Below are 25888 nucleotides of genomic sequence, written 5' to 3'. Positions count from 1 at the left end.
GCTTCATAGCGTCCTTTTTTGTTATTCGTTTAGCTGAATACCTAACGAGTCAACTCACCACGCAAATTATCTTGCATTAAATGGCGAATCGTTTCGACCTCTAAATTTTGACTAAAAAGATAATGCAGTTTAGTTAAACACGCTTCTAAGGTCATATCAAAACCACTGATCACGCCTATGTTTAACAGCGCATTACCTGTGGCGTATCCGCCCATATTTACTTGGCCTTTTAGGCATTGAGTGAGGTTTGTGATAATAACGCCGCGCTTACTTGCCTCATCAAGGATATCTAAAAACTCAGGGTCTTGCGGTGCATTACCAACACCAAAACTTAACAATACCAGCGCTTTAATATTGCCATTAACTAAGCTTCTAACCACTTCTTTGCTGATCCCTGGGTATAAATACAACACACCAATGGCTTGCGGTGTAATAGGGGTAACTTGTAATTCATTTTCTACATACGGACTTAATTGCCCTTTGATCAGTTGAATATTAATGCCAGATAGCGCTAATGGTTCTAAATTAGGTGAGGCAAATGCATCAAATCCATCGGCATGGGCTTTAGTTGCACGATTACCTCTGAACAACTGATTATTAAAAAACAAACTGACTTCTGCTATCGGGTAGTTAGCGGCTAAATACATGGCATTAAGTAGGTTAACTTGGCCATCTGAGCGCAATTGTGAGAGCGGAATTTGTGAGCCGGTTACAATAATAGGTTTTGTTAAGTTTTCAAACATAAACGACAAAGCCGATGCAGTATAGGCCATGGTATCTGTACCATGAAGTACCACAAAGCCGTCGTAATCTTGGTACTTACTTTTTATGTCATCAGCAATAAGTTGCCAGTGGGCAGGAGACATATCTGAAGAGTCAATGAGTGGGCAGTACTCATGAATATCGAACAATGGCATTTCTTCACGATTAAATTCTGCGTTATTAACCACGGTTTCGGTTAAAAACCCTTCGGCAGGAATATAGCCGCGGATTGATTTTTTCATTCCTATAGTACCGCCAGTATAAGCGATATAAATGCGTTTACGTTTCATAAAAAAAGCCCAGTAAAAAAACTGGGCTTAGTATAACGCTAAGTGCTAATCAATACAGCCTGTTAGGGCATTATTGTGCAACTGTACATTCTAAACAGCGCGCATAAACACCTTGTGGATCGTTATAATCTTTCAGGTTTTCTACTTCGCTACTTAATTGCTTAATCACAGTTTGCAGATTAGCTTGGCTAGCTAATACTGCTGATTTTTGTGTTTCAAGTCCAAGTACAGATTTAACCGCGGCGCTACCAAAAATATCTTGAAGCATTTTTTCTTGCGGGCTAAGCGATTGTTTAATTGTTTTAACTTCATAGAAGTTAAGCTTAGCAAGTTCGGCAGCCGCTTTGATAGCGTCTTGCTTGTTACCTAATTTATCAACTAAACCAAGCTCTTGTGCTTGAGATGCAATCCAAACCCGACCCTGGGCAATTTTATCAACTTGCTCTGGGGTCATATTACGTGCATCGGCAACCACATTTAAAAAACGCTCGTAAGCTTCTTCAACACTCATTTGAATCACTTGTGCCATTTTTTCATTTAATGGGCGAGTGATTGAAAAACCGGCCATTTCTGTAGTGGCTACCCCATCAGAGTAAACACCGATTTTAGCTAAGGTATCTTCAAAGGTCATAAAGGTACCAAACACACCGATAGAACCGGTAATTGTACTCGGTGCAGCCCAAATTTCATTTGCCGCTGATGCAATCCAATAACCACCTGATGCAGCGACTGAACTCATTGAAGCAATAACAGGTTTACCTGCGGCTTTAAGCGCCAATACTTCGGCACGAATAACTTCAGAAGCAAACATGCTGCCACCGCCAGAATCAATACGTAGTACGACTGCTTTGACTTTGTCATCAAGGCGTGCCTTGCGTAATAGCGCAGCTGTTGAATCACCGCCAATCTCACCGGCACGACGTTCACCGTCTACAATGGTCCCTTTCGCTACAACAACAGCCACTTTTTCTGTCATCGGGTTATCAAATGCAATAGGCGGTTTAACTAAGCTTAAGTATTCACCAAAAGACACTTGTTTAAATGTTTTACCGTCTTCTTCAGCGCCAACTAGATCAATTAACTGCTGACGAATTTGTTGATTAGTTTTAAGTGAATCAACCCATTGGTTATCCAATGCGTATTTACCAGCATCCCCATTGGCTGCCTGCATTTTGGCTAAATAGGTATCCATTGTTTCATCAAAATTCGATTCGTCAAATGGGCGCACGGCGCTTACATCTTGCTTATATTGCTTCCACAAAGCACCTAACCATACGCTGTTAGCTTCTTTGGCAGCTTCTGACATATCATTCCTGATGAAAGGTTCAACCGCTGATTTAAATGTACCTACACGAAATATATGCTGCGTGACCTCTAATTTTTCTAATGCTTCTTTAAAGTAAAGCGGGTACATACCGTAGCCTTCAATCATCACACTCCCGTAAGGGTGCATAGCAATTTCGTCTGCATGCGCAGCAATATAATATTGTGCTTGGGTATAATAATAGCCTGAGGCAATTACTTTTTTACCTGTTTCTTTAAATGCATCAATTGCATGAGTAATTTGCTTAAGCTTATTTAAGTGCGCTTTTGGCATTTCTTGTAGATCAAGTAAGATAGCACTAATGCGTGAATCTTGTGCCGCTTCATTGATTACTTCAATTACATCATCAAGTAATATTTCAGTAGGCGTATCGGCACTTGCAGTTGCATCATTTATGGCCGCCTCAACAGGATCTATGTAGGTTTTTTCTTCTACAATAGGGCCATTTAGGTTGAGCCTGAGGACTGAGCCCTCTTCGACAATGATTTTATCGCCGTCACTTGATATTGAGACAATGAAAATGATAACCAAAAATAAAAATAATAAGTTTAGTACTAAACGACGCGAGAAATTAATCCCTGTCCATATACCTTTAAATACCTTCGCTATCAAAATAGCTCCTTAAATTCGTACAGCTAAAACGTTATTGCCATAGTAGCTTAGAATATAAATTAATTTAACTGCTAAATCGTAACGAAACATTTATAAATTCAATTACACTTATGATTATATGAATGTTTATGCCGCTTTTAGCCGTGTTGTAGTATTAACGGTTATACATAAAATGACCGTATTTAGGTTAGTTTAAATTAAAAATTTTAAGTTTAAGCTGCTCATATATTGCTTATTCTGCGTCATTAACGCAAAATTGAACAAACACACAGGTTAGACCAGTTATTGGGGCACAGGATGTTAGAACAAAAACTAGAACTAAAACACACACAACTACGCAACCGTTTAGTAATGGGATCAATGCACACCGGCCTTGAAGAGGGTTGGCACAATCGTAAACGTCTTCGTGCTTTTTATGAGGCACGTGCCAAAGGTGGCACTGCGATGCTTATTACTGGGGGTTATAGCCCTAATTTACGCGGTAAGCTCACGCCTATCTCTTCATCATTCAATAGTTATTACGACGTATTTAAACATCGCGCGTATACGCAAGCAGTTCACCAACATGGCGGAAAAATATGTTTGCAGTTATTACATGCAGGGCGTTATGCGTATCACCCTTTTAATCAAGCACCGAGTGCTATTAAAGCACCAATTAATCCTTACAAGCCTAAGGCAATGTCTTTAAGCTCAATTAATAAAACGATTAAAGACTTTGCTAATTCTGCTTATTTAGCCGAAAAAGCCGGTTACGATGGCGTAGAAGTAATGGGCTCAGAAGGTTATTTGATTAATGAGTTTATGGCACCGCACACTAATAAACGAGATGATGAATTTGGTGGTAGCCTTGAAAACAGAATGCGTTTAGCCGTTGAAATTGTAAAAGCGGTGAGAGCGAAAGTATCGGATAAATTTTTAATTATTTTTAGACTCTCTGTGATTGATTTAATCCCTGATGGTTCAACCCCAGATGAAGTAACACAACAAGCAATTGCACTTGAAAAAGCGGGTGTTGATATTTTTAATACCGGTATTGGTTGGCATGAAGCGCGCGTACCGACAATTGCTAGTATGGTACCTCCGGGTGCGTTTAAAGAAGCGTCAAAGCGCTTGAAAGATGTTATCAGCGTGCCTGTTATTGCGGTAAACCGTATTAATACCCCAGAGATTGCCAATGATATTTTAAATGCGGGTGAAGCTGATTTAATTTCTATGGCCCGTCCATTATTAGCCGATCCAGAATTTTTTAATAAATACGCGGCGAAGCAGTCTGAGCATATTAATATTTGTATTGGTTGTAACCAAGGCTGTTTAGATCATGTATTTAAAGGTAAGCGGGCTACCTGTTTAGTTAATCCACAAGCCGGTTTCGAGCTTGATTACCCGCTAGAAAAAGCAGAGAAAGCTAAAAACGTATTAGTGGTTGGCGCTGGACCTGCAGGGTTATCGTCTAGCTGTTATTTAGCGCAAAAAGGGCACAATGTAATTCTGATTGATCAAAAGCAGCACATGGGTGGTCAATTCAATTTAGCCATGCAAATACCTGGTAAAGAAGACTTTAACCATACATTGGCTTACTTCACTAACGAACTTAAGCGTCTCAATGTAACCATTGAGTTAGGTAAAGCATTTGATGACAGTATGCTAACGCAGTTTGATGATGTGGTATTTGCAACTGGCGTAAGACCGCGTGAAGCTACGATTAAGTGCAGCGATGATAAGCGTGTTTTTGCCTACGATGAAGTGATCCGCGGTGAAGTCGAGCTAGGCAATTCTATCGCTATACTCGGTGCAGGCGGTATTGGTTTTGATATGGTGGCATTTTTAAGTGAGCATAAGTCACAAAGCATCAGCGATTTTAAAACTCAGTGGGGCATAGAGTGTGAAGCTCAACCGCATAAAGATGATCGTCAGCTTTACATGCTAAAACGCAGTGCAGGGCGCTTTGGCGGTGACTTAGGTAAAACAACTGGTTGGATCCACCGTCAAGTTGCCAAACAGCATGGTGTTAAACAAATTGCAGATTGCCAATACCATAGTTTTGATAAAAACGGCCTTACTATTAGTGTTGCTGGTGAAACTCAAGTACTGCCAGTTGATACGGTTATTGCCTGTATTGGTCAAGTGTCTAACGACGAGTTATTTAAGGCGCAAGCTGAGAACGCCAAAGTGCATGTTATAGGTGGCGCTAAACTCGCTGCTGCTATTGATGCTAAACGCGCAATCTTTGAAGCGTTACAAGTAGCAAGGGATATTTAATGTTTAAGTGTGAAATAATTTAACCCTGTGCACGGTCATGTTTGTTTATAGTCCATACCTTAATAAACAATGAACATACAGAGTGCGCATGAAAAAATTAATTACACTTTATGACAATATTAAGGGTAAATTATCTTTATTAGATGGTTTACCTGCTTTGCTTTTTCGCTTGATTTTAGCGCCTGTTATGATTATCGCAGGCTATAATAAACTCGCAATAAGCGGTGATACCAATGGTTTTTTTAATCAGTTTTTAGCCTCTGATGATGTCGTTCAGTGGTTTGGTAATAGTGAGTGGGGTTTAGGATTACCATTTCCTGATTTGCTGGCCTTTTTAGCTGGTTGGAGTGAGTTTTTAGGAGGTTGGTTTTTACTTATTGGTTTATTTACGCGTTTAGTGAGTATTCCACTGATGTTCACAATGGTGGTTGCAGCAACAACGGTACACTGGCATAACGGCTGGTTTGCTATAGCGCCAACAAATCCACAAACAAGTGCAGCCCAAGTACTTGATTGGCTATCAATCCCCGGTGCCAAAGACAGCCTTGAAAACTCAATAGAAGTAAAAGTCCGCATAGATAAAATTCGCAGCTTAGTACAAGAGTACGGCTTTGCAGATTACTTATATGAAAAAGGAAAACCAGCAATACTAAATAACGGCATCGAATTTTCTGCTATTTATTTTGCCATGTTACTGAGTTTATTTTTTACGGGAGGTGGGCGTTTTGTAAGCCTAGATTATTGGTTTAAACGCGATACCTTACATCAATAGCTAATAGCATATAAACACTCGCATCATTAATTTTATCTGCTTGGTAGTTTTGACCTACAGTGTTTATTTTTTACTTATAAATGTTACTCTTACGTTTTGAATTTTGAGAGCACACTATGGATGCTATTGAGCTTTTATTAAGCCGTCAATCTGATGCAAAGTTGACAGCGCCAGGCCCTAATGAAGAACAATTAAACATTATTCAGCAGGCTGGTCTGAGAGTGCCCGATCATGGCTGTATTGCACCGTGGCAATATATTATTGTTCAGGGTGATGCACGTCATAAGTTAGGTGAAATTTATTATCAAAGCGCTTTAGCAGAGCTGCAGGCCGAAAAAGTAATTAATCGCGCTAAGGAGTTACCGCTTAGAGCCCCAATGATTATTATTGCGATTGCAAAATATCAACCACACCCAAAAGTGCCTAGAATTGAACAAGTACAAAGTGCAGGTTGTGGCGTATTGGCTATGCAACAAGCCGCATTTGCACAAGGTTTAGGTGGTATTTGGCGCACGGGTTACTTTGCACAAAGCGTAAGTGTTAAACAAGCACTTAACTTAAGTGATGATGATGAAATCGTGGGTTATTTGTATTTAGGGACGCCTGCAATCGAATGTAAAAAGTCACCGAGGCACAAGCCAGAAAACTTTTTTAGTTTTTTGTAAAAATAGTATGAACTTTTTATATTCAATATAGTCATAATTCATTAAGTTAATCGTGTTACACTACAGCGGTTAATATTGTAGCTGCGAGAAGCGCACGGAAGCACCATACGCAATAAATCTTCTTCAGTTTGTTTTTTAATCGGTTGTTTTTTGGTAATGTATGGAAAGTCTTACCAATAATAACGATAAAGAAGACGAAAATGATGGGAAATTTATTTTTACGCGAAAAAGAAAACTGGTTTGCTTGGTCAATCTGGGGTGTTGTTGGCGCGCTTGCGACATTTTATGTTGCAATGAGCACTCAAGCTGAGCATTTTATTGCTGCGACAGCAATAGGTGTGCTGGTATTGCTAACATGGTGGATGCAACAGTCGAAACGATTTGATTTTGGCAGAGCCTTTAAAATATGTTGTTATGTTTTATTGTTCACCGTACTGCCTTCATTTATATTGGTTGTGATCCCAAGTGATGATTTTAATCGCTTCGATTTGATATTCCAAAGTATTGCATTTTTAACAGCCAGTTTATTGGTATGTTTAGTGTGCTCTTGGATTGCACGTAGGCCTAAACAATATTATTAGTAACTAAAACGGTTAATATTTAACTATTTAGCTGGTTTTATTAAAATAGGACTTTACAAGCTAAGCGTATGATCTTATTATGCGCGCCGTACGGAGAGATGGCAGAGTGGTCGAATGCACCGGTCTTGAAAACCGGCAGGGGTTTATAGCCCCTCTAGGGTTCAAATCCCTATCTCTCCACCATTATTTAAAAAACCGCCTTATTGGCGGTTTTTTGCTATCTGGAGCTTTATCATGTCACAGTCCCCGGAGTTATCCTTTTCTAAACGTTTACTTAAGCACATCCTGCTATGGACTGTGTTTGGTTATTGTTACCAAAGTGCCATATCGTTATTACAAAAAATGGCTATTGATGCTTATCCAGACGATGCACTGTTGATGACCTTATTATACGCCGTAGGGTTTAATATTTTATCGGCGCATTTAATCACAAAATACGATCATTTTTGGCCAGTATGGGGCGCGTTTTATATTGGCATTATTGGTTTAGTGGCTGTGCCTCTTTTGCTGGTCGGTGTGGCCGGATTGTTGTCGATGAGCTTACTTGTTGGAATTTTGCTCAGTTTACCTGTATGTACCTTTGCTATTGGTTTAATTAAAGAAAAACTCAATAAAAACTAGCCCCAAACGGCTTTTATTTTGTGATAGCATATACGGGTCTTTTAACTAACAAAACGTGAATAACACATTATGTCAGATAATTTTACTACAGATGCTGAAAAAGCAAGTTACGGTATTGGCTTACAAATGGGTGAGCAACTTAAGGCTAACCCTTTTGAAGGTTTAAACTTAAATTCAGTATTTGAAGGCATGAAAGATGCGTATGCAGGCAGTGCTTTTCAAGTAGAGATCCCTGAGATCCAAGCTGCGTTTGAGAAAATTAACGAAGAGATCCAAGCTCGTCGTGAAGAAGAAGCTAAAGTATTGGCTGCTGAAGGCATTGCATTTTTAGAAGAAAACGCAAAACGTCCTGAAATCACAGTAACTGAGTCAGGTCTTCAGTACGAAGTACTTGCAACAGGTGAAGGCGAGAAGCCAACTGCAGAGTCTACAGTACGTGTTGATTACCACGGTACTTTAGTAAACGGTACCGTTTTTGATAGCTCATACGAGCGCGGTCAACCTGCTGAATTCCCAGTAGGTGGCGTGATCAAAGGTTGGACTGAAGCATTACAAATGATGCCAGTAGGTACAAAATGGCGTTTATACGTTCCTCATGAGCTTGCTTATGGTGAACGTGGTGCCGGTGCAGCAATCGCACCTTACTCAACACTTGTATTTGACGTTGAGTTACACGCAATTCTTTAATTAGAACGCACATAACATTTTAGTTATGAAAAAACCGCATTCATTAATTTGAATGCGGTTTTTTATTGTCTCTTTAAACTTATCTCGGTTTAAAAGTAGCCTCTCACTCCAAATTGGAAATTACGTCCAGGGAGTGGCGCCGTGTCTTTAATAAACGAGCTATGTACAAAGCCAAGTTCATCAGTAATGTTATCAATACTCAAGTAGAGCTGTGTATCCACTGCACCTAAATCAAGCTGATAATTGGCTTGTAAATCAATCAATGTATAGCCATCTGTTGCTGTTTCGTATGCACTAATATCATTTTGCTCAAAGTAATGTGTTCCTGTTAAGGTAAATTGTGCGCTACCTAGAGTGTATTGCAGTTCTGAACCCAATTTATTAGCAGGAATGCGTGGTAAATTACCTTCATTATCTTTTAGCTTGGCACGAGTTGAGTCACCAAATACTTTTACCATGGCGCTGGGGTTTATTTGATAATGTACATCAAATTCAAAACCATACAGCTCAGCATCTTTACTAGTAAATTGATAAACATCAATCGCATCGCTGTGACCACTGGCTGCAGCTTCAAAACCATCCATTTCATCAAACACTAATCCTGTGTTTTGCTGATAATAAAAGTTTTTAATATCGTTATAGAAAAAGTTTACGGTGTAACCAAAGTCACCGCTAAAACGACGTAAACTAATATCCAGGTTGGTTGATGTTTCTTGTTTAATTTCTTCAGGCTCAAAATGCGCTTCGTTACCTTCAATATGGTAACCCAAACCAAGTTCGTAAGTCCCTGTGGCAACATGAACACCGTTAGAAAGTAACTCAGCTGAAAGTGGCGCTCGCTCTGAATGTGACAAGCTAACAGCTAGGTTATGACTTGGCATATATTCCCAAATCGCACCCGCTGAGGCGCTTAGATTAGTAAAGCTCTGCGTGTAGTTAATTGTTTCATCTGTTGATACAGGTTCGTCATCATGGCTGTGTTGATGCGTATCTACATCACTTTTAATATCATAATCTTCTAAACGGGCACCAAGCTCTATAGTGACATCGCCAAAGGTACGCTCTTCAAGTAAATATAACGCATGTGTTGTTGTAATACTTGCGGGCGTAAAGGCTTCTTCGCCAATCGCATCATAATCAGATTCACTGTAGTGATAGCCAATCATGCCATGCCATTGGCCTAACTGGTGCTCTAGGTTTAAACGTGCTTCAGTGGTTTCATTACTAAAAGTGGTGCCAATTGCGCCATCTTCAATTTCACTATGCGTATAGTCAGTGTAACCAAGGCGAAGGTTAATAGATTCAATCCAGTTGTCATGAAACGAATAACTGACCAGCCCTTGCCAACGGTCTTGTTCTAAATGAGCATAAACAGGGGTTTCTTCATGTTCTTCACCTGCGTGTTCTTCATGTTCTTCATGTTCTTCACCTAAGTGTTCTCCATGCTCGTCTTCTTCTTCATGACCATGCCCATGATCATGTGAATGGCCAGGAATACCATAATCTGTTTCTATATTGCCGTATGAAAAGCCAACGGTTAAATGGTCACCCACATAACTCGTACCAAAATTAACTGTTTCACTGTCTATAAAGGTATTTTCAACTGAAGTCGCTGTTTCTTCATCACCTTCAACATGCAGTTCACCTTCTTCATGTTCATCTGGTAAGTTAAAACGAGGTGTTTGGTAATTATCACCGCTGCGTTTAGTACCATCAAAATGGAAATTAAAGTTATTGCTGCCAGTTTCTAGTTTTGCAGCGTAGGTATTCGCATTTGAAACAGTATCGTGTGTGTATTGCGCAGCTCCAGATAGAGACTCAATATTATTAGTTGGAATACGGTTATCAACCACATTCACTACACCGCCAATAGCGCCAGAGCCATAAAGTAGGGTGCTTGGGCCACGTAATACTTCAATTTGCTCAGCCGCTAAGCTATCACTTGATGTCGCGTGATCAGGTCCAATGCGAGACGCATCGCTGCTATCTAAACCGTTTTGAGTAATTTTAACCCTAGGACCACCTAGGCCGCGAATAATCGGGCTTGAAGAAACAGGGCCAAAATAACTGGCATTGACACCAGGAATGCCTTTAAGTGTTTCACCTAGGGTGGGTTTGGCTTTATTTTTAAGTTCATCACCTGATAGAACACTCACCGGTGAAATCATTTCTAAGCTATTTTTATGCAGTGCCGAGGCATATACAACAACAGTTTCAACCGAAGAGGGCTTTAATGTTACATTAATTGTATTGTCTGTATTTTCAAGCGATATGCGTGAGTCTTGGTAATTATCTTTACTAATATGTAATTGGCTTTTAGCATCTATATCGATACTAAACTGACCTTGTGCATTACTTTGTACACTTTGTGACTTACCATGAACATGAATCGTCGCATTGGCAATGGGTTGCTTGTTTGCATCTGTTACTGTGCCATTAATCGTCGCTGCTAGTGCAGAGTGAGAACACAAAACAGACAGTAGTGCTGAGGATATGAGTGTTAGCTTAGTCATAATTACTTCAATTCGTGGTTGTTATGTTGTGATATAATATAACACTACAAAATTGCGCTATCAACAATGTTATACTATAACTTTTAAATTTGCGTTGAATGACAAAAAAATAGCGATAAATTAAAAATAGCAGCTCAATATGACAGTTCATGTATTTGTTATATGTATTAGTTTAAGAGCGACTATCTATCATTAGTATGTCTAACGTCTTTTGCGCTTTAAAATGATTTTGTTTATCGGCAGGCTCAAGCATTTCACAGCCATCGTTTATCATTTCTGAAATTAAGCTAGGGTAGTGTCGGCAATCTTGGGGGCGGTCATGATAAATACTGCAGGTGTATTTATCTTTCTCTTGTGGAAATGTTTTACTGGCAAGCTCTAAAAATGGGCATTGTGTTAATTGCTCACCTGTTTTTGGATCAAACCATAGCTTATCGTTTTTAACATATTGAAATATCTCAGGGTTAAATAGTGCCCACATTTCAATTTCTTGCTGATTTGTATCTAAATTTGCTGCACCATATTTAGTGCAGCACTTACCACATTGATTGCAATTTTGCATAGGGTAGATATTGACTGTTGCTATTAAAAGTAAGTATTAAGTGTAGCACTCTAATGTCGGCGTGATTCAATTAAACAGCTTTTTATCGCTTATAATACTTTTGTAACAACGCATCGCTTAATAATAATGTACTATTAGGTATATATTTCGAATACGGCGCTCTTAAAAACTCAAAAAGGCGCGTTAATAAGGTAGCGAGTAATTATGAATACTAAAGTATACAAAGCGGTTCACGATTTGGCGGAAAAGCTGATGGCAGCGGCTAATAAAAATGATACTAAACAGTTTGAATCTTTATATGCTGAGCTAAAAGCTATTTGTATTGAAAACGAAAATACAGCGAAAGATCACCCTGTTCAGTGGGAAACATTGGCTGATTTCACCGAAGAGCTAGAAGAAGCTATCGAGACTTACGAAAAAGCGTTACAGAAGTCGATAGAAATTAATAACAAAGATCATATGTCGTCTGTTGCCTTTTCTATGGCTACTTTACAGCTTGAGCTGGGTGATAAAGAAGCGGCAATTAAAAATCTGCAAGATGCTAAAATCAGTGCGAATAAAATTGAAGACAAAGAATTAAAATCAGAGATCCATGATTTATTAGAGTCTTTGGTTGAAGAAGAAGGTTAAGCTCATTTAGCGTAATTTAAAAGCATAGTAATAAACTCGTTGTTGTTTTGCTGTGCTTTTAGATTTTGCTGATCACTTTAAATTAATACTTATATCACCATTTGGTTTGCAACAGCATAGTAGTATTTCACCATCGCGAACAAACGCTAACGGCTCTTCATTGTAATTAACTTCACCTGAGACAAGCGTAGCACGACACGCACCACAATATCCCTCACGGCATTGGTAAGCGGCATCAATTTTATTCGATTCTAGGCAATGTAAAAGAGAAGGGCAGCCAGCGGCAAAATCAATACGCTGGCTGTTATCTGCAAGGGTAATACTTGCAGTCGTTCTATCAGTCATTATAAATCAAAGTCACCAAATTCATCGGCATCTACTTGTGAATCAATTTGACCAACTAAGTATGAGCTAATTTCGGCTTCTTGGGGAGCAACTTGCACGTTATCCGACACTAACCATGAGTTGATCCATGGAATAGGGTTGCTGTTATTTTCAAACTGTGCAGGTAGACCAATCGCGGTCATACGCGCATTGGTAATGTATTCAACGTACTGACATAGAATGTGTTTATTCAAACCAATCATCGAGCCATCTTTGAATAGGTACTCGGCCCATTCTTTCTCTTGCTCTGCGGCTTCAACAAACATCTTAATTGCTTCTTCACGGCATTGTGCGGCAACAATCGCCATTTCAGGGTCATCTTTGCCATCTTGCATGATATTTAAAATATGCTGAGTACCTGAAAGGTGAAGTGCTTCATCACGGGCAATAAGCTTTATAATTTTAGCATTACCTTCCATCAATTCACGCTCTGCAAACGCAAATGAACAGGCAAAGCTCACATAAAAGCGAATAGCTTCAAGGATGTTCACTGACATCATGGCCAGGTACAATTTCTTTTTCAGCTCAAATAAATTAACGACTACGGTTTGGCCATTAATTTCGTGTTTGCCTTCACCGTATAGGTTGTAAAGCGATACAGAATTGATTAGGTCATCATAATAAGTAGTAACGGCATCGGCACGCTCACTAATTTTTTCATTGCTAACAATGTCATCAAAAATGAGTTCAGGTGCTTGAGTTACGTTACGAATAATATGGGTGTACGAACGACTATGAATAGTTTCACTAAACGCCCATGTCTCAATCCATGTTTCTAGCTCAGGAATAGACACAATTGGTAATAGTGCTACGTTAGGCGAACGACCTTGAACACTATCAAGCAACGTTTGGTATTTTAAGTTGCTTAAAAATATATGCTTCTCGTGATCGGGAAGCGCTTGAAAGTCTAAACGGTCTTTACTTACATCAACTTCTTCAGGTCGCCAAAAGAAAGACAATTGTTTTTCAATTAATTTTTCAAAAATAGGGTATTTTTGTTGATCGTAACGTGACACGTTAACGGTTTGACCAAAAAACATTGGCTCTTGCATTTGGTTATTATGATTTCTGCTAAAAGTAGTATAAGACATGTTTATCACTCAAAAAACTATCACTAAAACTATCAGGACAAAGCGGGCAAGGCGCCCGCTTTAAGTTTAACTATTAAATTTTACACGCGCCGCCTGCACAATCATCATCTTCCACTTCTGGAGTGTCTTCTTGAGCATCTGATGCGCCATCGCGGGTATTATGGTAATACAGTGTTTTAACACCTAGCTTGTAGGCACCAAGTAAGTCTTTTAGTAAGACTTTCATAGGTACTCTACCGCCTTCGTATCTGTTTGGATCATAATTAGTATTTGCTGAAATTGTTTGGTCGATAAATTTCTGCATTATGCCTACTAATTGTAAGTAACCATCGTTTGATGGAATATCCCACAGTAATTCATAGTTATCTTTAAGGCGTTCGTACTCAGGGACAACCTGCTTTAAAATACCGTCTTTACTTGCTTTAACACTAATATGGCCACGTGGTGGCTCAATACCATTGGTTGCATTTGAGATTTGCGATGATGTTTCTGATGGCATTAATGCGCTCAGCGTTGAGTTACGCATACCGTGCTCTTTAATGCTGGCACGTAACGTATCCCAATCAAGGTGCAGTGGTTCATCACAAATTTTATCTAAATCACGCTTGTACGTATCTGTTGGCATAATACCTTGTGAGTACGTAGTTTCGTTAAATTTAGGACATGCTCCACGCTCTTTTGCAAGCTCATTAGATGCTTTCATTAAGTAGTACTGAATCGCTTCAAATGTTTTGTGCGTGAGTGCATTTGCGCTGCCATCTGAGTAACGCTTACCGTTTTTAGCTAAGTAGTAAGCGTAGTTAATCACACCTATACCTAGGGTACGACGTCCCATAGTGGCATTTTTTGCCGCCGGTACTGGGTAGTCTTGGAAATCAAGTAAGTTATCTAGTGCACGAACGGCAAGCTCAGCTAACTCTTCTAATTCATCCAGTGACTCAATCGCGCCTAAGTTAAATGCAGACAAGGTACATAAGGCAATTTCACCTTCTTCGTCGTTTACATTACTTAGTGGTTTAGTCGGTAATGCAATTTCTAAACATAAGTTAGATTGACGAATAGGCGCCACTTTCGAGATAAATGGACTATGCGTATTACAGTGGTCAACATTTTGTAAGTAAATACGACCGGTGCTGGCACGTTCTTGAGCAAACATAGAAAACAGTTCAATGGCTTTAATACGTTTTTTACGAATTGACTCGTCTTGCTCATACTTTACATAAAGTGCATCAAATTCATCTTGATCTTCAAAGAATGCATCGTAAAGGCCCGGCACGTCTGATGGACTGAATAAGGTAATGTAATCGTCTTTAATTAAACGCGAATACATTAGTTTATTAAACTGCACACCGTAGTCTAGGTGACGTACGCGGTTATCATCAACACCACGGTTGTTTTTAAGTACCAGTAGGTTTTCTACTTCTAAATGCCAAAGCGGGTAGAATAAAGTAGCGGCTCCGCCACGTACACCGCCTTGCGAACAGCTTTTAACGGCTGTTTGAAAATGCTTATAAAACGGAATACAGCCAGTGTGGTACGCTTCGCCATTGCGAATAGGGCTACCTAATGCACGAATACGTCCGGCATTAATACCAATACCAGCACGTTGAGAAACGTATTTAACAATCGCTGATGATGTCGCATTAATTGAATCTAAGCTGTCACCACACTCAATCAGTACACATGAGCTGAACTGACGTGTTGGCGTACGTACACCCGACATAATTGGCGTAGGTAAAGAAATTTTAAATAATGAAACCGCATCGTAAAAACGTTTGATGTAATCAATACGCGTATCACGTGGATAATCTGAGAATAAGCTTGCCGCTACTAAGATGTATAAAAACTGTGCGCTTTCGTAAATTTCACCGGTAACACGGTTTTGAACAAGGTATTTACCTTCAAGCTGCTTCACGGCTGCATAGCTAAAGTTAAGATCGCGTGAATGATCTAAGTAAGCATCTAGTTCATCAAGTTCTTGCTCTGTGTAATCAACAAGCAAATGTGCGTCGTAGCGTTTTTGTTCAACCATGTTAGTAACGTGGTCAAAAAGACGCGGTGGCTCAAATTGGCCATACGCTTTTTTACGTAAATGGAATACAGCTAAACGAGCAGCAAGATACTGATAATCAGGTGATTCTTTTGATATCTGATCCGCAGCAGCTTTGATAATCGTCTCATGAATGTCTTTAGTACGAATACCGTCATAAAATTGAATATGCGATTTAAGTTCAACTTGTGAAACCGAAACGTTGTTTAAACCTTCGGCGGCCCATTCAATAACGCGATGGATCTTGTCTAGATCAAGCGGCTCTTTACGGCCGTCACGTTTGCTTACAGATAACTGTTGGTTCATAGTTTTGCCTGTATTCCTTGGGAATTAAATATTTTTGACCAATGAGTGCACTTAAAACGCCCAGTGCCTATTCTTTTATTGTTATTTCTACCGCATAGGTAAATTTAATCGAATAACATTTAGCCACAATATCTGGTGTTGTTCAAATTAGAGATCACAAGATAGTGTGGTCTGTGATCTTTTGCAAGGGACAGAAACCGCTCTCATTGTGGATAACGTTGGGATAACGTAATTGTGTTAGTAGGCATTAACCTTTGATCATTCGGTTAAGTTGAAATTTGTAAAAATCAACTAAGGAAAGATTAAATTTACGCTTTTTAAAAATAAATTTTGTCTGCTTTTTTTATCATCAAGCTTTGCGTAAAAACTAACACAATCACAATATGTAGTGTTTATTAATTAACATGGCACTATATGTGGTTAAATGCATCAATAGGGCTATGCCAATTAAAATCTGCATTCCAAGCCAATGCCTCGTCTACACTCGGTACATATCCCCATAGTGCGGTAGCGGTGTGCATATTCGCTGCTTTTCCTGCTTGTATATCTCGCTGTGCATCACCTATATATAGGCAGCGCGAAGGATCAACACTCATTTGCTCAGCACAATGTAATAAAGGAAGGGGTGAGGGCTTAGATTCTGCTAAGGTATCACCACTTATCACAATTCGCGCATTTTTTAACGCAGGAATGGCTTTGACTAAAGGATCGGTTAAAAAACCAGGCTTATTTGTCATAATACCCCACGGGATCCCTTTATTATCAAGTGCAATGAGAAGTTGCTCTATACCAACAAAACAGTGGGTGTGGGTGGCAATATTGGCAGCATAGTGTGCAACTAGCTCCGTTAAAAGTTGCTCTTGCGGTTGTTGCGCCCAAGCTTCTTTAAAACCAGCAGCAAGTAATGCTGCTGCGCCATTTGAAGCTGCGGGTCGATATATATCACTGCCCACTTGGGGCTGTTGATGATTATGCAGCACACTATTTAGCGCAGCGCCTAAATCATCAGCGGTATCGAGTAAAGTGCCATCTAAGTCAAACAGCAATGCTTGATATTCAATCGGGCTAGTAGGTGTTTGCGAGCTTGCCATTACGCTAACTTCTCAAAGTGCAGCATATAATTTACGCTAACATCATCATTAACCGTATATTGCTTTGAAAGTGGGTTGTAACTTAACCCTGCACTGGCACGTACTTTTAAGCCTGCTTGTTCTGCCCATGCGATTAATTGCGCGGGTTTAATAAACTTTTTATGATCATGGGTACCTTCTGGCACCATTTTTAACAGTTTTTCTGCACCGACAATAGCGTATAAATAAGCTTTAGGGGTTTTATTAAGGGTAGAGAAGAATACATCGGCCCCTGGTTTTGCTAATTTAGCGACCGCATGAATAATAGAAGCAGGGTCGGGAACGTGCTCTAACATTTCCATACAAGTGATCACATCAAAGCGCTCAGGGTGCTCATCAGCAAATTGTTCTGCAGGTACTTTTATATATTCAACGGGTACGCTGGTTTCTAAGCTGTGTAACTTGGCTACAGTTAAAGGCTCTTGCCCCATATCGATACCTGTTACGTTTGCGCCCATTCGTGCCATGCTGTGACTTAAAATACCGCCACCACATCCTACATCTAAGGTTTCTTTATCAAATAACCCTATAGTTTTGTCAGCTATAAAATCTAATCGTAATGGATTAATTTCGTGTAAGGGTTTAAATTCGCCTTCTAAATCCCACCAACGCTCTGCGATGGCTTCAAACTTTGCTATTTCTGCGTTATCTACATTTTGATGTTCGGTCATAAAATACTTCCTCGTCAATCTGAGGCCATTATATAGGGCTAAATTGATAAATCGCAAAGTTTTGCGCCTGTAAATTAAAATTAATTGTGATAGCATGGCTCCTTAGAAATAATAACAAACACTCTTAATACCTAATACTGGGTTGTTGAGAGCTGATACTGAAGGAATGTGATATCAAATGACTGATCTCGCCAATGAAATTCTGCCAGTCAATATTGAAGACGAGTTAAAAAACTCCTACTTAGATTACGCCATGAGTGTAATTGTAGGACGTGCATTACCAGACGTACGTGACGGTTTAAAACCTGTTCACCGCCGCGTCTTGTTTGCAATGAACGAGCTTAGTAATGACTGGAACAAGCCTTACAAAAAATCGGCCCGTGTGGTCGGTGACGTAATCGGTAAATACCACCCACACGGCGACAGTGCAGTTTATGACACCATCGTACGTATGGCTCAGCCATTCTCTCTACGTTATATGCTAGTTGATGGTCAGGGTAACTTTGGTTCGGTTGATGGTGATTCAGCAGCGGCAATGCGTTATACAGAAGTACGTATGGCAAAAATGTCGCACGAATTATTAGCCGATCTTGAAAAAGAAACGGTTGATTTTGTGCCTAACTATGATGGCACAGAGCAAATTCCTGATGTATTACCGACTAAAATACCTAACCTGTTAGTCAATGGTTCGTCGGGTATTGCTGTTGGTATGGCGACAAATATTCCGCCACACAACTTAACAGAAGTAGTGAATGGCTGTTTAGCACTTATTCAAAATCCTGAATTAACCATTACTGAGTTAATGGATTACATTCCAGGTCCAGATTTCCCAACTGCGGCAATTATTAACGGTAAAAAAGGCATTGAACAAGCTTATCAAACCGGTCGCGGTAAAGTGTACATGCGTGCGCGTGCTGAAATCGAAACTGATGAGAAAACCGGCCGCGAAACGATTATTGTTCATGAAATCCCTTACCAAGTTAACAAAGCCCGTTTGATTGAAAAAATCGCTGAGCTAGTTAAAGATAAAAAGATTGAAGGGATCAGTGCATTACGTGATGAATCAGATAAAGACGGTATGCGTATCGTTATTGAGATCAAACGTGGTGACGTAGGTGAAGTTATTTTAAACAACCTTTATTCACAAACTCAGTTACAAACTGTGTTTGGTATGAATATGGTTGCGTTAATTAATAACCAGCCTAAGTGTTTCAATTTAAAAGAAATGCTTGAAGAGTTTATTATTCACCGCCGTGAAGTTGTTACCCGTCGTACGGTGTTTGATTTACGTAAAGCTCGCGACCGTGCACATACGCTAGAAGGTTTAGCGATTGCACTAGCAAACATTGACCCAATTATCGAACTTATTCGTAAGTCGCCTACGCCTGCTGAAGCAAAAGTTGCACTAACAGCGCGTCCTTGGGAATTAGGTAATGTTAAAGCCATGCTTGATAAAGCAGGTGAAGACAATGTAGCTCGCCCAGATTGGCTAGCAAGCGATCTTGGTATTCGTGATGGTCAGTACTATATTTCTGAGCAGCAAGCTCAAGCAATACTAGATCTACGTCTACACAAACTAACGGGTCTTGAACACGAAAAAATTCTAACTGAGTACCAAACGTTACTTGATTTGATTGCTGAACTACTGTTTATTTTGGCAAACCCAGATCGTCTAATGGAAGTTATTCGCGACGAGTTAGTTGAAATTAAAGAACAATATGGTGATGAGCGCCGCACTGAAATCAATGCCGCTGCACACGATATTAGTCTTGAAGACTTAATTAACGAAGAGAACGTGGTTGTGACCTTGTCACACGAAGGGTACGTTAAGTACCAAGCGTTAAGTGATTACGAAGCGCAGCGTCGTGGTGGTAAAGGCAAGTCAGCAACTAAGATGAAAGACGAAGATTTCATTGAACGTTTACTTGTTGCCAATACGCACGATACTATTTTATGTTTCTCTACTGCGGGTCGATTATACTGGCTTAAAGTGTATCAGTTACCACTTGCAAGTCGCGCAGCGCGCGGTAAGCCAATTGTTAACTTATTACCGCTTGAAGCAGATGAACGTATTACAGCTATCTTACCAGTGCGTGATTATGAAGATGATAAATACATCTTTATGGCGACAGCATTTGGTACTGTTAAGAAAACACCATTAACGGCCTACAGCCGTCAACGTGCAAGCGGTATTATTGCTGTTAACTTAAACGAAGGTGATAGCTTAATTGGTGTTGATATTACCGATGGTAGCAACGAAATTATGTTGTTCACTGATGCGGGTAAAGTTGTACGCTTTAAAGAAGCTGAAGAAACCACGGTAGTTGATGAAAATGGTAACCCTGTTCTTGATGAAGAAGGTAAGCCTGAGATTCGCTTCAAAGGTGTACGTCCTATGGGTCGTACTGCAACGGGTGTTCGTGGTATTAAGATGCCAGACGAACAACGTGTTGTATCACTGATTGTACCTAAGAATGACGGTGCAATATTAACAGTGACAGAAAATGGTTACGGTAAGCGTACTCAACTTGAAGACTACCCATCTAAGAGTCGTGCAACACAAGGTGTTGTATCAATTAAGGTGAGTGAGCGTAATGGTGCCGTTGTTGGTGCTGTACAAGTTGATGACAACGACGAAATAATGATTATTTCGAATCGTGGTACCTTAGTACGTACTCGCGTTAATGAAGTTTCTACGGTTGGACGTAACACCCAAGGTGTTATTTTGATCAGAACTATTGACGAAGAGCAAGTAGTTGGTTTACAACGTATAGAAGAGATTGAAGTGACAGAAAGTGACTTGATTGACATCGAAGACGTTGAAACAGTAGATACGGTTATAGATGAAGTAGCGGATGATAATCCTCCTTCAGAATAATTGAGATTGAAAAAAGCGGCCTTGGCCGCTTTTTTTATATGGTTGAAAAAAACTAAAGACACTTGAATTAGTTTAATTCAAGTTAAACAGTAAATTACTGGAATGAGGAAAAGGTAATGAGTATTTATAATTTTTGTGCGGGTCCTGCAATGTTACCACCGGCTGTAATGCAAAAAGCACAAAAAGAGTTTTTAGACTGGCAAGGGCTTGGCGTTTCAGTAATGGAAATGAGCCATCGCAGTAAAGAATTTTTAGCATTAACGGCGAAGTGTGAAGCTAGTCTGCGTCGTTTAATGAATATTAGTGATGAGTTTGAAGTGCTATTTATGCACGGTGGTGGTCGAGGTCAATTCAGTGCCGTGCCTTTAAACCTCCACGTTGATGGAAAAAAGGCGGTGTATTGTGAAAATGGCGTTTGGTCAAAAAGTGCAACTAGCGAAGCCGATAAGTTCACTCAAACCCACGCTATTGATGTACGTAATGATGATAACGGTTTATTTTCTATCAAGCAGGTAGCCGATTGGGTTTTACCAGCCGATGCTGCATATATTCATTACTGCCCCAATGAAACAGTAGATGGCCTAGAGATTTTTGATGTACCACGTCACCCAACGGCGCCAATTGTTGCTGATATGTCGTCGACTATTTTATCGCGCGAAATTGACGTTAATCAATTTGACTTAATCTACGCTGGTGCGCAAAAAAATATCGGTCCATCGGGCATTGCTATTGTGATTGTTCGCAAAACGCTACTTGAGCGTGAAGGGCTCGCCAAGCCGGGTATTTTAGATTATGCCCTTGAAGCAAAACAAGGTAGCATGTTCAATACCCCACCTACATTTGCATGGTATTTAGCAGCTGAAGTATTTGCATGGCTTGAACAAAATGGCGGTGTAAAAGCCATGGAAGCACATAATATTGCGAAAGCGCAGCTGCTTTATGATTTTATTGATGATTCAGATTTTTATACCAATAAAGTAGCGAAGCATTGCCGTTCACGTATGAATGTGCCATTTTGGCTGGTTGATGAAAGCTTAAATGATAAGTTTGTAAAAGAGTCAAAAGAAGCAGGCTTGTTAGCGCTTGAAGGTCATCGTATTGTTGGCGGGATGCGTGCCAGTATTTATAACGCGATGCCATTGGAAGGCGTACAAGCCCTAGTTGATTTTATGGCTAACTTCGCCAAGGAGAATAGTTAATGGAGCAACTTTCCTTAGCCCCTATTTCACAAGTTAATGGCAGTGTGACATTGCCGGGCTCAAAGAGCTTGTCAAATAGAATTCTATTATTAGCAGCATTATCTTACGGCACCACGGTTGTAGAAAACTTATTAGACAGTGATGATATTCGTCATATGTTGGGCGCATTAGCGCAGCTCGGTGTAAATGTAACACTTAATGATGAGCGAACCATCGCGACCGTCGAAGGTGTAGGTGGCGTATTTAAAACGCCAACTGAACCACTGTTTTTAGGTAATGCTGGTACAGCATATCGTCCGTTAACGGCCGTGCTTGCAGCGATTGCTGGGGAGTATGAGTTAATTGGTGAGCCACGTATGGAAGAGCGACCAATTGGTCACTTAGTTGATGCACTGCAAGCCTTAGGTGGTAATGTTAGTTATTTAAAAAATAAAGACTATCCGCCACTTAAAATTGTCGGCGGGCAAATAGCGGGTGGTGAAGTCGAAATCGACGGTAGTATTTCAAGCCAGTTTTTAACGGCACTGCTTATGGCTGCACCGTTATTTAAAGGCGATACTCAAATTAAAATTAAAGGCACGTTAGTCTCTAAGCCTTACATTGATATTACACTTGATGTAATGGCGCGTTTTGGTGTCACCGTTGAACATGAGAATTACAGTACTTTTTTTGTGAAAGGTGCACAGCAGTATCAAGCCGTTGAGCGTATTATGGTGGAAGGCGATGCTTCTTCTGCTTCTTATTTTATTGCTGCTGCAGCGATTGCCGGTGGCGAAATAGAAATTAAAGGTGTCGGTGCTAAATCAGTTCAAGGTGATATTGGCTTTGCCAACGTTATGGAGCAAGTGGGAGCCAAAATTGATTGGTATGACGAGCGCTTAGTTGTGCGTAAAGGCGAGCTTAACGGTATTGATATTGATGCTAATGCTATACCCGACGCTGCAATGACCTTGGCCACAGTTGCCTTATTCGCCAAAGGCCCAACCGCAATTCGCAATATTTATAACTGGCGGGTAAAAGAAACTGACCGTTTACATGCAATGGCCACTGAGCTTAAAAAAGTAGGTGCAGAAGTAGTTGAAGGGCACGACTTTATTGAGATCACACCGCCAAAACAATTTAACAATGTGGCGATAGATACTTATGATGACCACCGTATTGCTATGTGCTTTGCACTGGTTGCGGTAGGGGGCAAGCCCATAACGATTAACGATCCAGCTTGTACTTATAAGACATTCCCAACATTTTTCAACGTGTTAGCATCTGTCAGTAAATAGGCTATTTATAAGTATTTATAAAAAGTTACATACTAAAAGCGGATAATCTTTATTAATTGACGTATAATGTGGCGGTTTATTTTGGTGTGCATTGAAGGAGGTTTTAAATGCCGGCGTTATTAATGCCCGTAATCACCGTAGATGGCCCAAGTGGTTCTGGTAAAGGAACTGTTTGTCGCCTATTGGCTGAAAAATTAGGCTGGGATGTGTTAGATAGCGGTGCAATTTATCGCGTACTCTCACTTGCAGCACTTCATCACCAAATTGCGTTAGATAACGAAGAAGCACTGGTTCCATTAGCTGCTAATCTAGATGTGCAGTTTTTGATAGACAGTGACACTAATGCAGGAAAGATTATCTTAGAAGGCGAAGACGTATCGACCACTATTCGTAATGAAGAAGTGGGAGCTGCGGCGTCTAAAGTGGCGGCATTGCCACGAGTTCGTGAAGCGTTGCTTCGTCGCCAGCGTGCGTTTAGGACAGAAAATGGCTTAATTGCTGATGGTCGTGATATGGGTACTGTGGTATTTCCTGATGCGCCATTAAAGATATTTTTAACCGCTAGTGCAGAAGAACGTGCTCGCCGACGTTTTGTTGAGTTGAATGAGCGCGGGCTTGATGTTACACTAAGTGGTCTATTACAAGACATTCAAGCACGTGATGATCGCGATATGAATCGCGCCGTTGCGCCGCTTGTACCTGCAGAGGATGCGATTGAGCTTGATACTAGCGAACTCAACGCGCAGCAAGTATTTGATAAAGTTATAACTTTATTAGATTCAAGCATCTCAGAAGGTAAGCTTCCTAAACGAAGCTAAACACATTTTATGCACCAGCAGGACGCCAGTGCTATTTTAACAACCCCATGCAGCATGGTTGCTTATTGGTATTAATATATGAGACGTATATTCGTATGTCAGAAAATTTTGCGCAGTTATTTGAAGAAAGCTTAAAGGGTTTTGAAGCAGAGCAAGGCTCTATCGTTAAAGGTACAGTAATCTCAATCGAGAACAACATTGTACTTGTAGATGCTGGTCTTAAATCAGAAAGTGCTATCCCTGCAGAGCAGTTCAAAAATGCTGCTGGTGAACTAGAAGTTGCTGTTGGCGACGAAGTAGATGTTGCACTAGATGCAATCGAAGACGGTTTCGGTGAAACTATCCTTTCTCGTGAGAAAGCTAAGCGTCACGAAGCGTGGATCCGTCTTGAGAAAGCATGTGAAGAGCAAGAGACTGTTACTGGTGTTATCAACGGTAAAGTTAAAGGCGGTTTCACTGTTGAAGTTGATTCAATCCGTGCTTTCCTACCTGGTTCACTTGTTGATGTTCGTCCAGTACGTGACACAACTCACCTTGAAGGCAAAGAGCTTGAATTTAAAGTAATCAAGCTTGATCAAAAACGTAACAACGTTGTTGTTTCACGTCGTGCAGTTATCGAATCAGAAAACTCACAAGAACGTGAAGAGCTTCTTGCTAACCTTGTTGAAGGTCAAGAAGTTAAAGGTATCGTTAAGAACCTTACTGACTACGGTGCGTTCGTTGACCTTGGTGGTGTTGATGGCCTACTACACATTACTGATATGGCGTGGAAGCGTGTTAAGCACCCTTCAGAAATCGTTAATGTTGGCGACGAAATCGCAGTTAAAGTTCTTAAATTCGACAAAGATAAAACTCGTGTATCTCTAGGCCTTAAACAGCTTGGCGAAGATCCATGGGCAGCTATCGCTGGTCGTTACCCAGAAGGTTCTAAACTTTCTGGTCGTGTAACTAACCTTACTGATTACGGTTGCTTCGTAGAAATCGAAGAAGGCGTTGAAGGTCTAGTACACGTTTCTGAAATGGATTGGACTAACAAGAACATCCACCCTTCAAAAGTTGTTTCACTAGGTGACACTGTTGAAGTTATGGTTCTTGAAATCGACGAAGAACGTCGTCGTATTTCTCTTGGTCTTAAGCAATGTATTGCTAATCCTTGGCAGGAATTTGCTCGTCTACAAAACAAAGGCGACCAAGTTACTGGTAAGATCAAATCAATCACTGACTTCGGTATCTTTATCGGTCTTGACGGTGGTATTGATGGTCTTGTACACCTTTCAGACATTTCTTGGAATACACCTGGCGAAGAAGCTGTACGTGAATTCAAGAAAGGCGACGAAATCACTGCTATCGTATTGCAAGTTGACCCAGAGCGTGAACGTATTTCTCTAGGTGTTAAGCAAATCGAAGCTGACCCATTCAATAACTACCTTGATGCAAACAAAAAAGGTGCTATTGTTAAAGGTAAAGTGACTGAAGTTGATGCGAAAGGCGCAACTGTTGAACTTATCGAAGGCGTTGAAGGTTACATCCGTGTAGCTGATATCGCTCAAGAACGCGTTGAAGATGCAACTACTGTTGTTTCTGTAGGCGACGAAATCGAAGTTAAATACGTTGGTGTTGATCGTAAGAACCGCACTTTAAGCTTATCTGTTAAAGCTCTTTTCGAAGCAGAAGAGAAAGAAGTACTAGAGAAGCTTAAGAAAGAAGAGCCAGTGTTTGAAAACGCAATGGCAGCTGCTTTCGCAAATGCACAAAAAGACTAATTAATTATAGTCTTTTAATTGGAAGGGCAGTTTATGCCCTTCC

At 40.2% G+C, this 25888-nt stretch carries 21 protein-coding genes and 1 tRNA gene; 13 read left to right on the top strand and 9 right to left on the bottom strand.

Features of this window, described 5'->3' with window-relative positions; all coding sequences use genetic code 11:
- Positions 1–41 precede the first annotated feature (41 nt).
- Both ansA and sppA read right to left on the bottom strand, forming a co-directional pair.
- Complete coding sequence (gene ansA, locus AC27JR_RS15050; protein ID WP_487174030.1) at positions 42–1052, bottom strand: asparaginase; 1011 nt, start codon at positions 1050–1052, stop codon at positions 42–44.
- A 70-nt stretch (positions 1053–1122) separates the two neighbouring features.
- Complete coding sequence (gene sppA / locus AC27JR_RS15045; protein WP_131690991.1) at positions 1123–2988, bottom strand: signal peptide peptidase SppA; 1866 nt, start codon at positions 2986–2988, stop codon at positions 1123–1125.
- A gap of 297 nt (positions 2989–3285) precedes the next feature.
- Between sppA and AC27JR_RS15040 the strand changes: the two genes are divergently transcribed.
- The 7 genes from AC27JR_RS15040 to bamJ all read left to right on the top strand — a co-directional run bounded on the left by AC27JR_RS15040 (position 3286) and on the right by bamJ (position 8573).
- Positions 3286–5247, top strand: coding sequence for an oxidoreductase (locus AC27JR_RS15040; RefSeq protein ID WP_487174029.1), 1962 nt, complete (start codon positions 3286–3288; stop codon positions 5245–5247).
- 88 nt (positions 5248–5335) lie between these two features.
- Positions 5336–6019 (top strand): HvfX family Cu-binding RiPP maturation protein, encoded by a 684-nt coding sequence (locus AC27JR_RS15035; RefSeq protein ID WP_487174028.1) that lies wholly within the window; start codon positions 5336–5338, stop codon positions 6017–6019.
- Between the two features lie 116 nt (positions 6020–6135).
- The gene (locus AC27JR_RS15030; protein ID WP_487174027.1) at positions 6136–6684 is read left to right on the top strand and encodes an NAD(P)H nitroreductase; all 549 of its coding nucleotides are present in this window, start codon (positions 6136–6138) and stop codon (positions 6682–6684) included.
- 203 nt (positions 6685–6887) lie between these two features.
- A complete protein-coding gene (locus AC27JR_RS15025; protein WP_076919583.1) occupies positions 6888–7265 on the top strand; it encodes a hypothetical protein in 378 nt (125 codons plus the stop codon).
- 92 nt (positions 7266–7357) lie between these two features.
- A tRNA-Ser gene (locus tag AC27JR_RS15020) sits at positions 7358–7448 on the top strand.
- Positions 7449–7562: 114 nt separating this feature from the next.
- A complete protein-coding gene (locus AC27JR_RS15015; RefSeq protein WP_487174034.1) occupies positions 7563–7886 on the top strand; it encodes a hypothetical protein in 324 nt (107 codons plus the stop codon).
- Between the two features lie 69 nt (positions 7887–7955).
- Complete coding sequence (gene bamJ, locus AC27JR_RS15010; protein WP_008112467.1) at positions 7956–8573, top strand: BamJ family beta-barrel-assembly machinery protein; 618 nt, start codon at positions 7956–7958, stop codon at positions 8571–8573.
- A gap of 89 nt (positions 8574–8662) precedes the next feature.
- Here the strand turns inward: bamJ and AC27JR_RS15005 are convergent, their stop codons facing one another.
- Together AC27JR_RS15005 and AC27JR_RS15000 are read right to left on the bottom strand one after the other, a co-directional pair.
- A complete protein-coding gene (locus tag AC27JR_RS15005) occupies positions 8663–11086 on the bottom strand; it encodes a TonB-dependent receptor (RefSeq protein ID WP_487174026.1) in 2424 nt (807 codons plus the stop codon).
- Between the two features lie 172 nt (positions 11087–11258).
- Positions 11259–11648: a YkgJ family cysteine cluster protein gene (locus tag AC27JR_RS15000; protein ID WP_076919574.1), complete on the bottom strand. Its 390-nt coding sequence runs from the start codon at positions 11646–11648 to the stop codon at positions 11259–11261.
- A gap of 204 nt (positions 11649–11852) precedes the next feature.
- Between AC27JR_RS15000 and AC27JR_RS14995 the strand changes: the two genes are divergently transcribed.
- Positions 11853–12278: a tetratricopeptide repeat protein gene (locus tag AC27JR_RS14995; protein WP_487174025.1), complete on the top strand. Its 426-nt coding sequence runs from the start codon at positions 11853–11855 to the stop codon at positions 12276–12278.
- Positions 12279–12350: 72 nt separating this feature from the next.
- On the opposite strand, the gene yfaE is transcribed toward AC27JR_RS14995, so the two are convergent.
- The 5 genes from yfaE to ubiG form a co-directional block, all read right to left on the bottom strand.
- A complete protein-coding gene (gene yfaE / locus AC27JR_RS14990) occupies positions 12351–12623 on the bottom strand; it encodes a class I ribonucleotide reductase maintenance protein YfaE (protein ID WP_076919572.1) in 273 nt (90 codons plus the stop codon).
- Complete coding sequence (gene nrdB, locus AC27JR_RS14985) at positions 12623–13753, bottom strand: class Ia ribonucleoside-diphosphate reductase subunit beta (protein ID WP_131690997.1); 1131 nt, start codon at positions 13751–13753, stop codon at positions 12623–12625. Before nrdB ends, yfaE begins: the two co-directional genes overlap by 1 nt.
- Positions 13754–13826: 73 nt before the next feature.
- The gene (nrdA, locus tag AC27JR_RS14980) at positions 13827–16109 is read right to left on the bottom strand and encodes a class 1a ribonucleoside-diphosphate reductase subunit alpha (RefSeq protein ID WP_076919570.1); all 2283 of its coding nucleotides are present in this window, start codon (positions 16107–16109) and stop codon (positions 13827–13829) included.
- A 410-nt stretch (positions 16110–16519) separates the two neighbouring features.
- Positions 16520–17200, bottom strand: a complete 681-nt coding sequence (locus tag AC27JR_RS14975) for an HAD family hydrolase (protein WP_487174024.1) — start codon at positions 17198–17200, stop codon at positions 16520–16522.
- Positions 17200–17910, bottom strand: coding sequence for a bifunctional 2-polyprenyl-6-hydroxyphenol methylase/3-demethylubiquinol 3-O-methyltransferase UbiG (gene ubiG / locus AC27JR_RS14970; protein WP_193048806.1), 711 nt, complete (start codon positions 17908–17910; stop codon positions 17200–17202). Before ubiG ends, AC27JR_RS14975 begins: the two co-directional genes overlap by 1 nt.
- Positions 17911–18088: 178 nt before the next feature.
- On the opposite strand from ubiG, the gene gyrA reads away from it, so the two are divergent.
- The 5 genes from gyrA (at position 18089) to rpsA (ending at position 25845) form a co-directional block, all read left to right on the top strand.
- Complete coding sequence (gyrA, locus tag AC27JR_RS14965) at positions 18089–20788, top strand: DNA topoisomerase (ATP-hydrolyzing) subunit A (RefSeq protein WP_487174023.1); 2700 nt, start codon at positions 18089–18091, stop codon at positions 20786–20788.
- Between the two features lie 116 nt (positions 20789–20904).
- A complete protein-coding gene (gene serC, locus AC27JR_RS14960; RefSeq protein WP_138764095.1) occupies positions 20905–21987 on the top strand; it encodes a 3-phosphoserine/phosphohydroxythreonine transaminase in 1083 nt (360 codons plus the stop codon).
- Positions 21987–23264, top strand: coding sequence for a 3-phosphoshikimate 1-carboxyvinyltransferase (aroA, locus tag AC27JR_RS14955; RefSeq protein ID WP_487174022.1), 1278 nt, complete (start codon positions 21987–21989; stop codon positions 23262–23264). The genes serC and aroA overlap by 1 nt, the downstream gene beginning before the upstream one ends.
- A 107-nt stretch (positions 23265–23371) precedes the next feature.
- Complete coding sequence (gene cmk, locus AC27JR_RS14950) at positions 23372–24082, top strand: (d)CMP kinase (protein ID WP_076919564.1); 711 nt, start codon at positions 23372–23374, stop codon at positions 24080–24082.
- Between the two features lie 95 nt (positions 24083–24177).
- Positions 24178–25845 (top strand): 30S ribosomal protein S1, encoded by a 1668-nt coding sequence (gene rpsA, locus AC27JR_RS14945; protein ID WP_002961176.1) that lies wholly within the window; start codon positions 24178–24180, stop codon positions 25843–25845.
- Positions 25846–25888: the final 43 nt, after the last annotated feature.

The organism is Pseudoalteromonas sp. NH0006-26, assembly GCF_057552415.1.
Note: the sequence above shows the minus strand (reverse complement) of the source record. Positions and strands in the feature narration are given on the sequence as shown.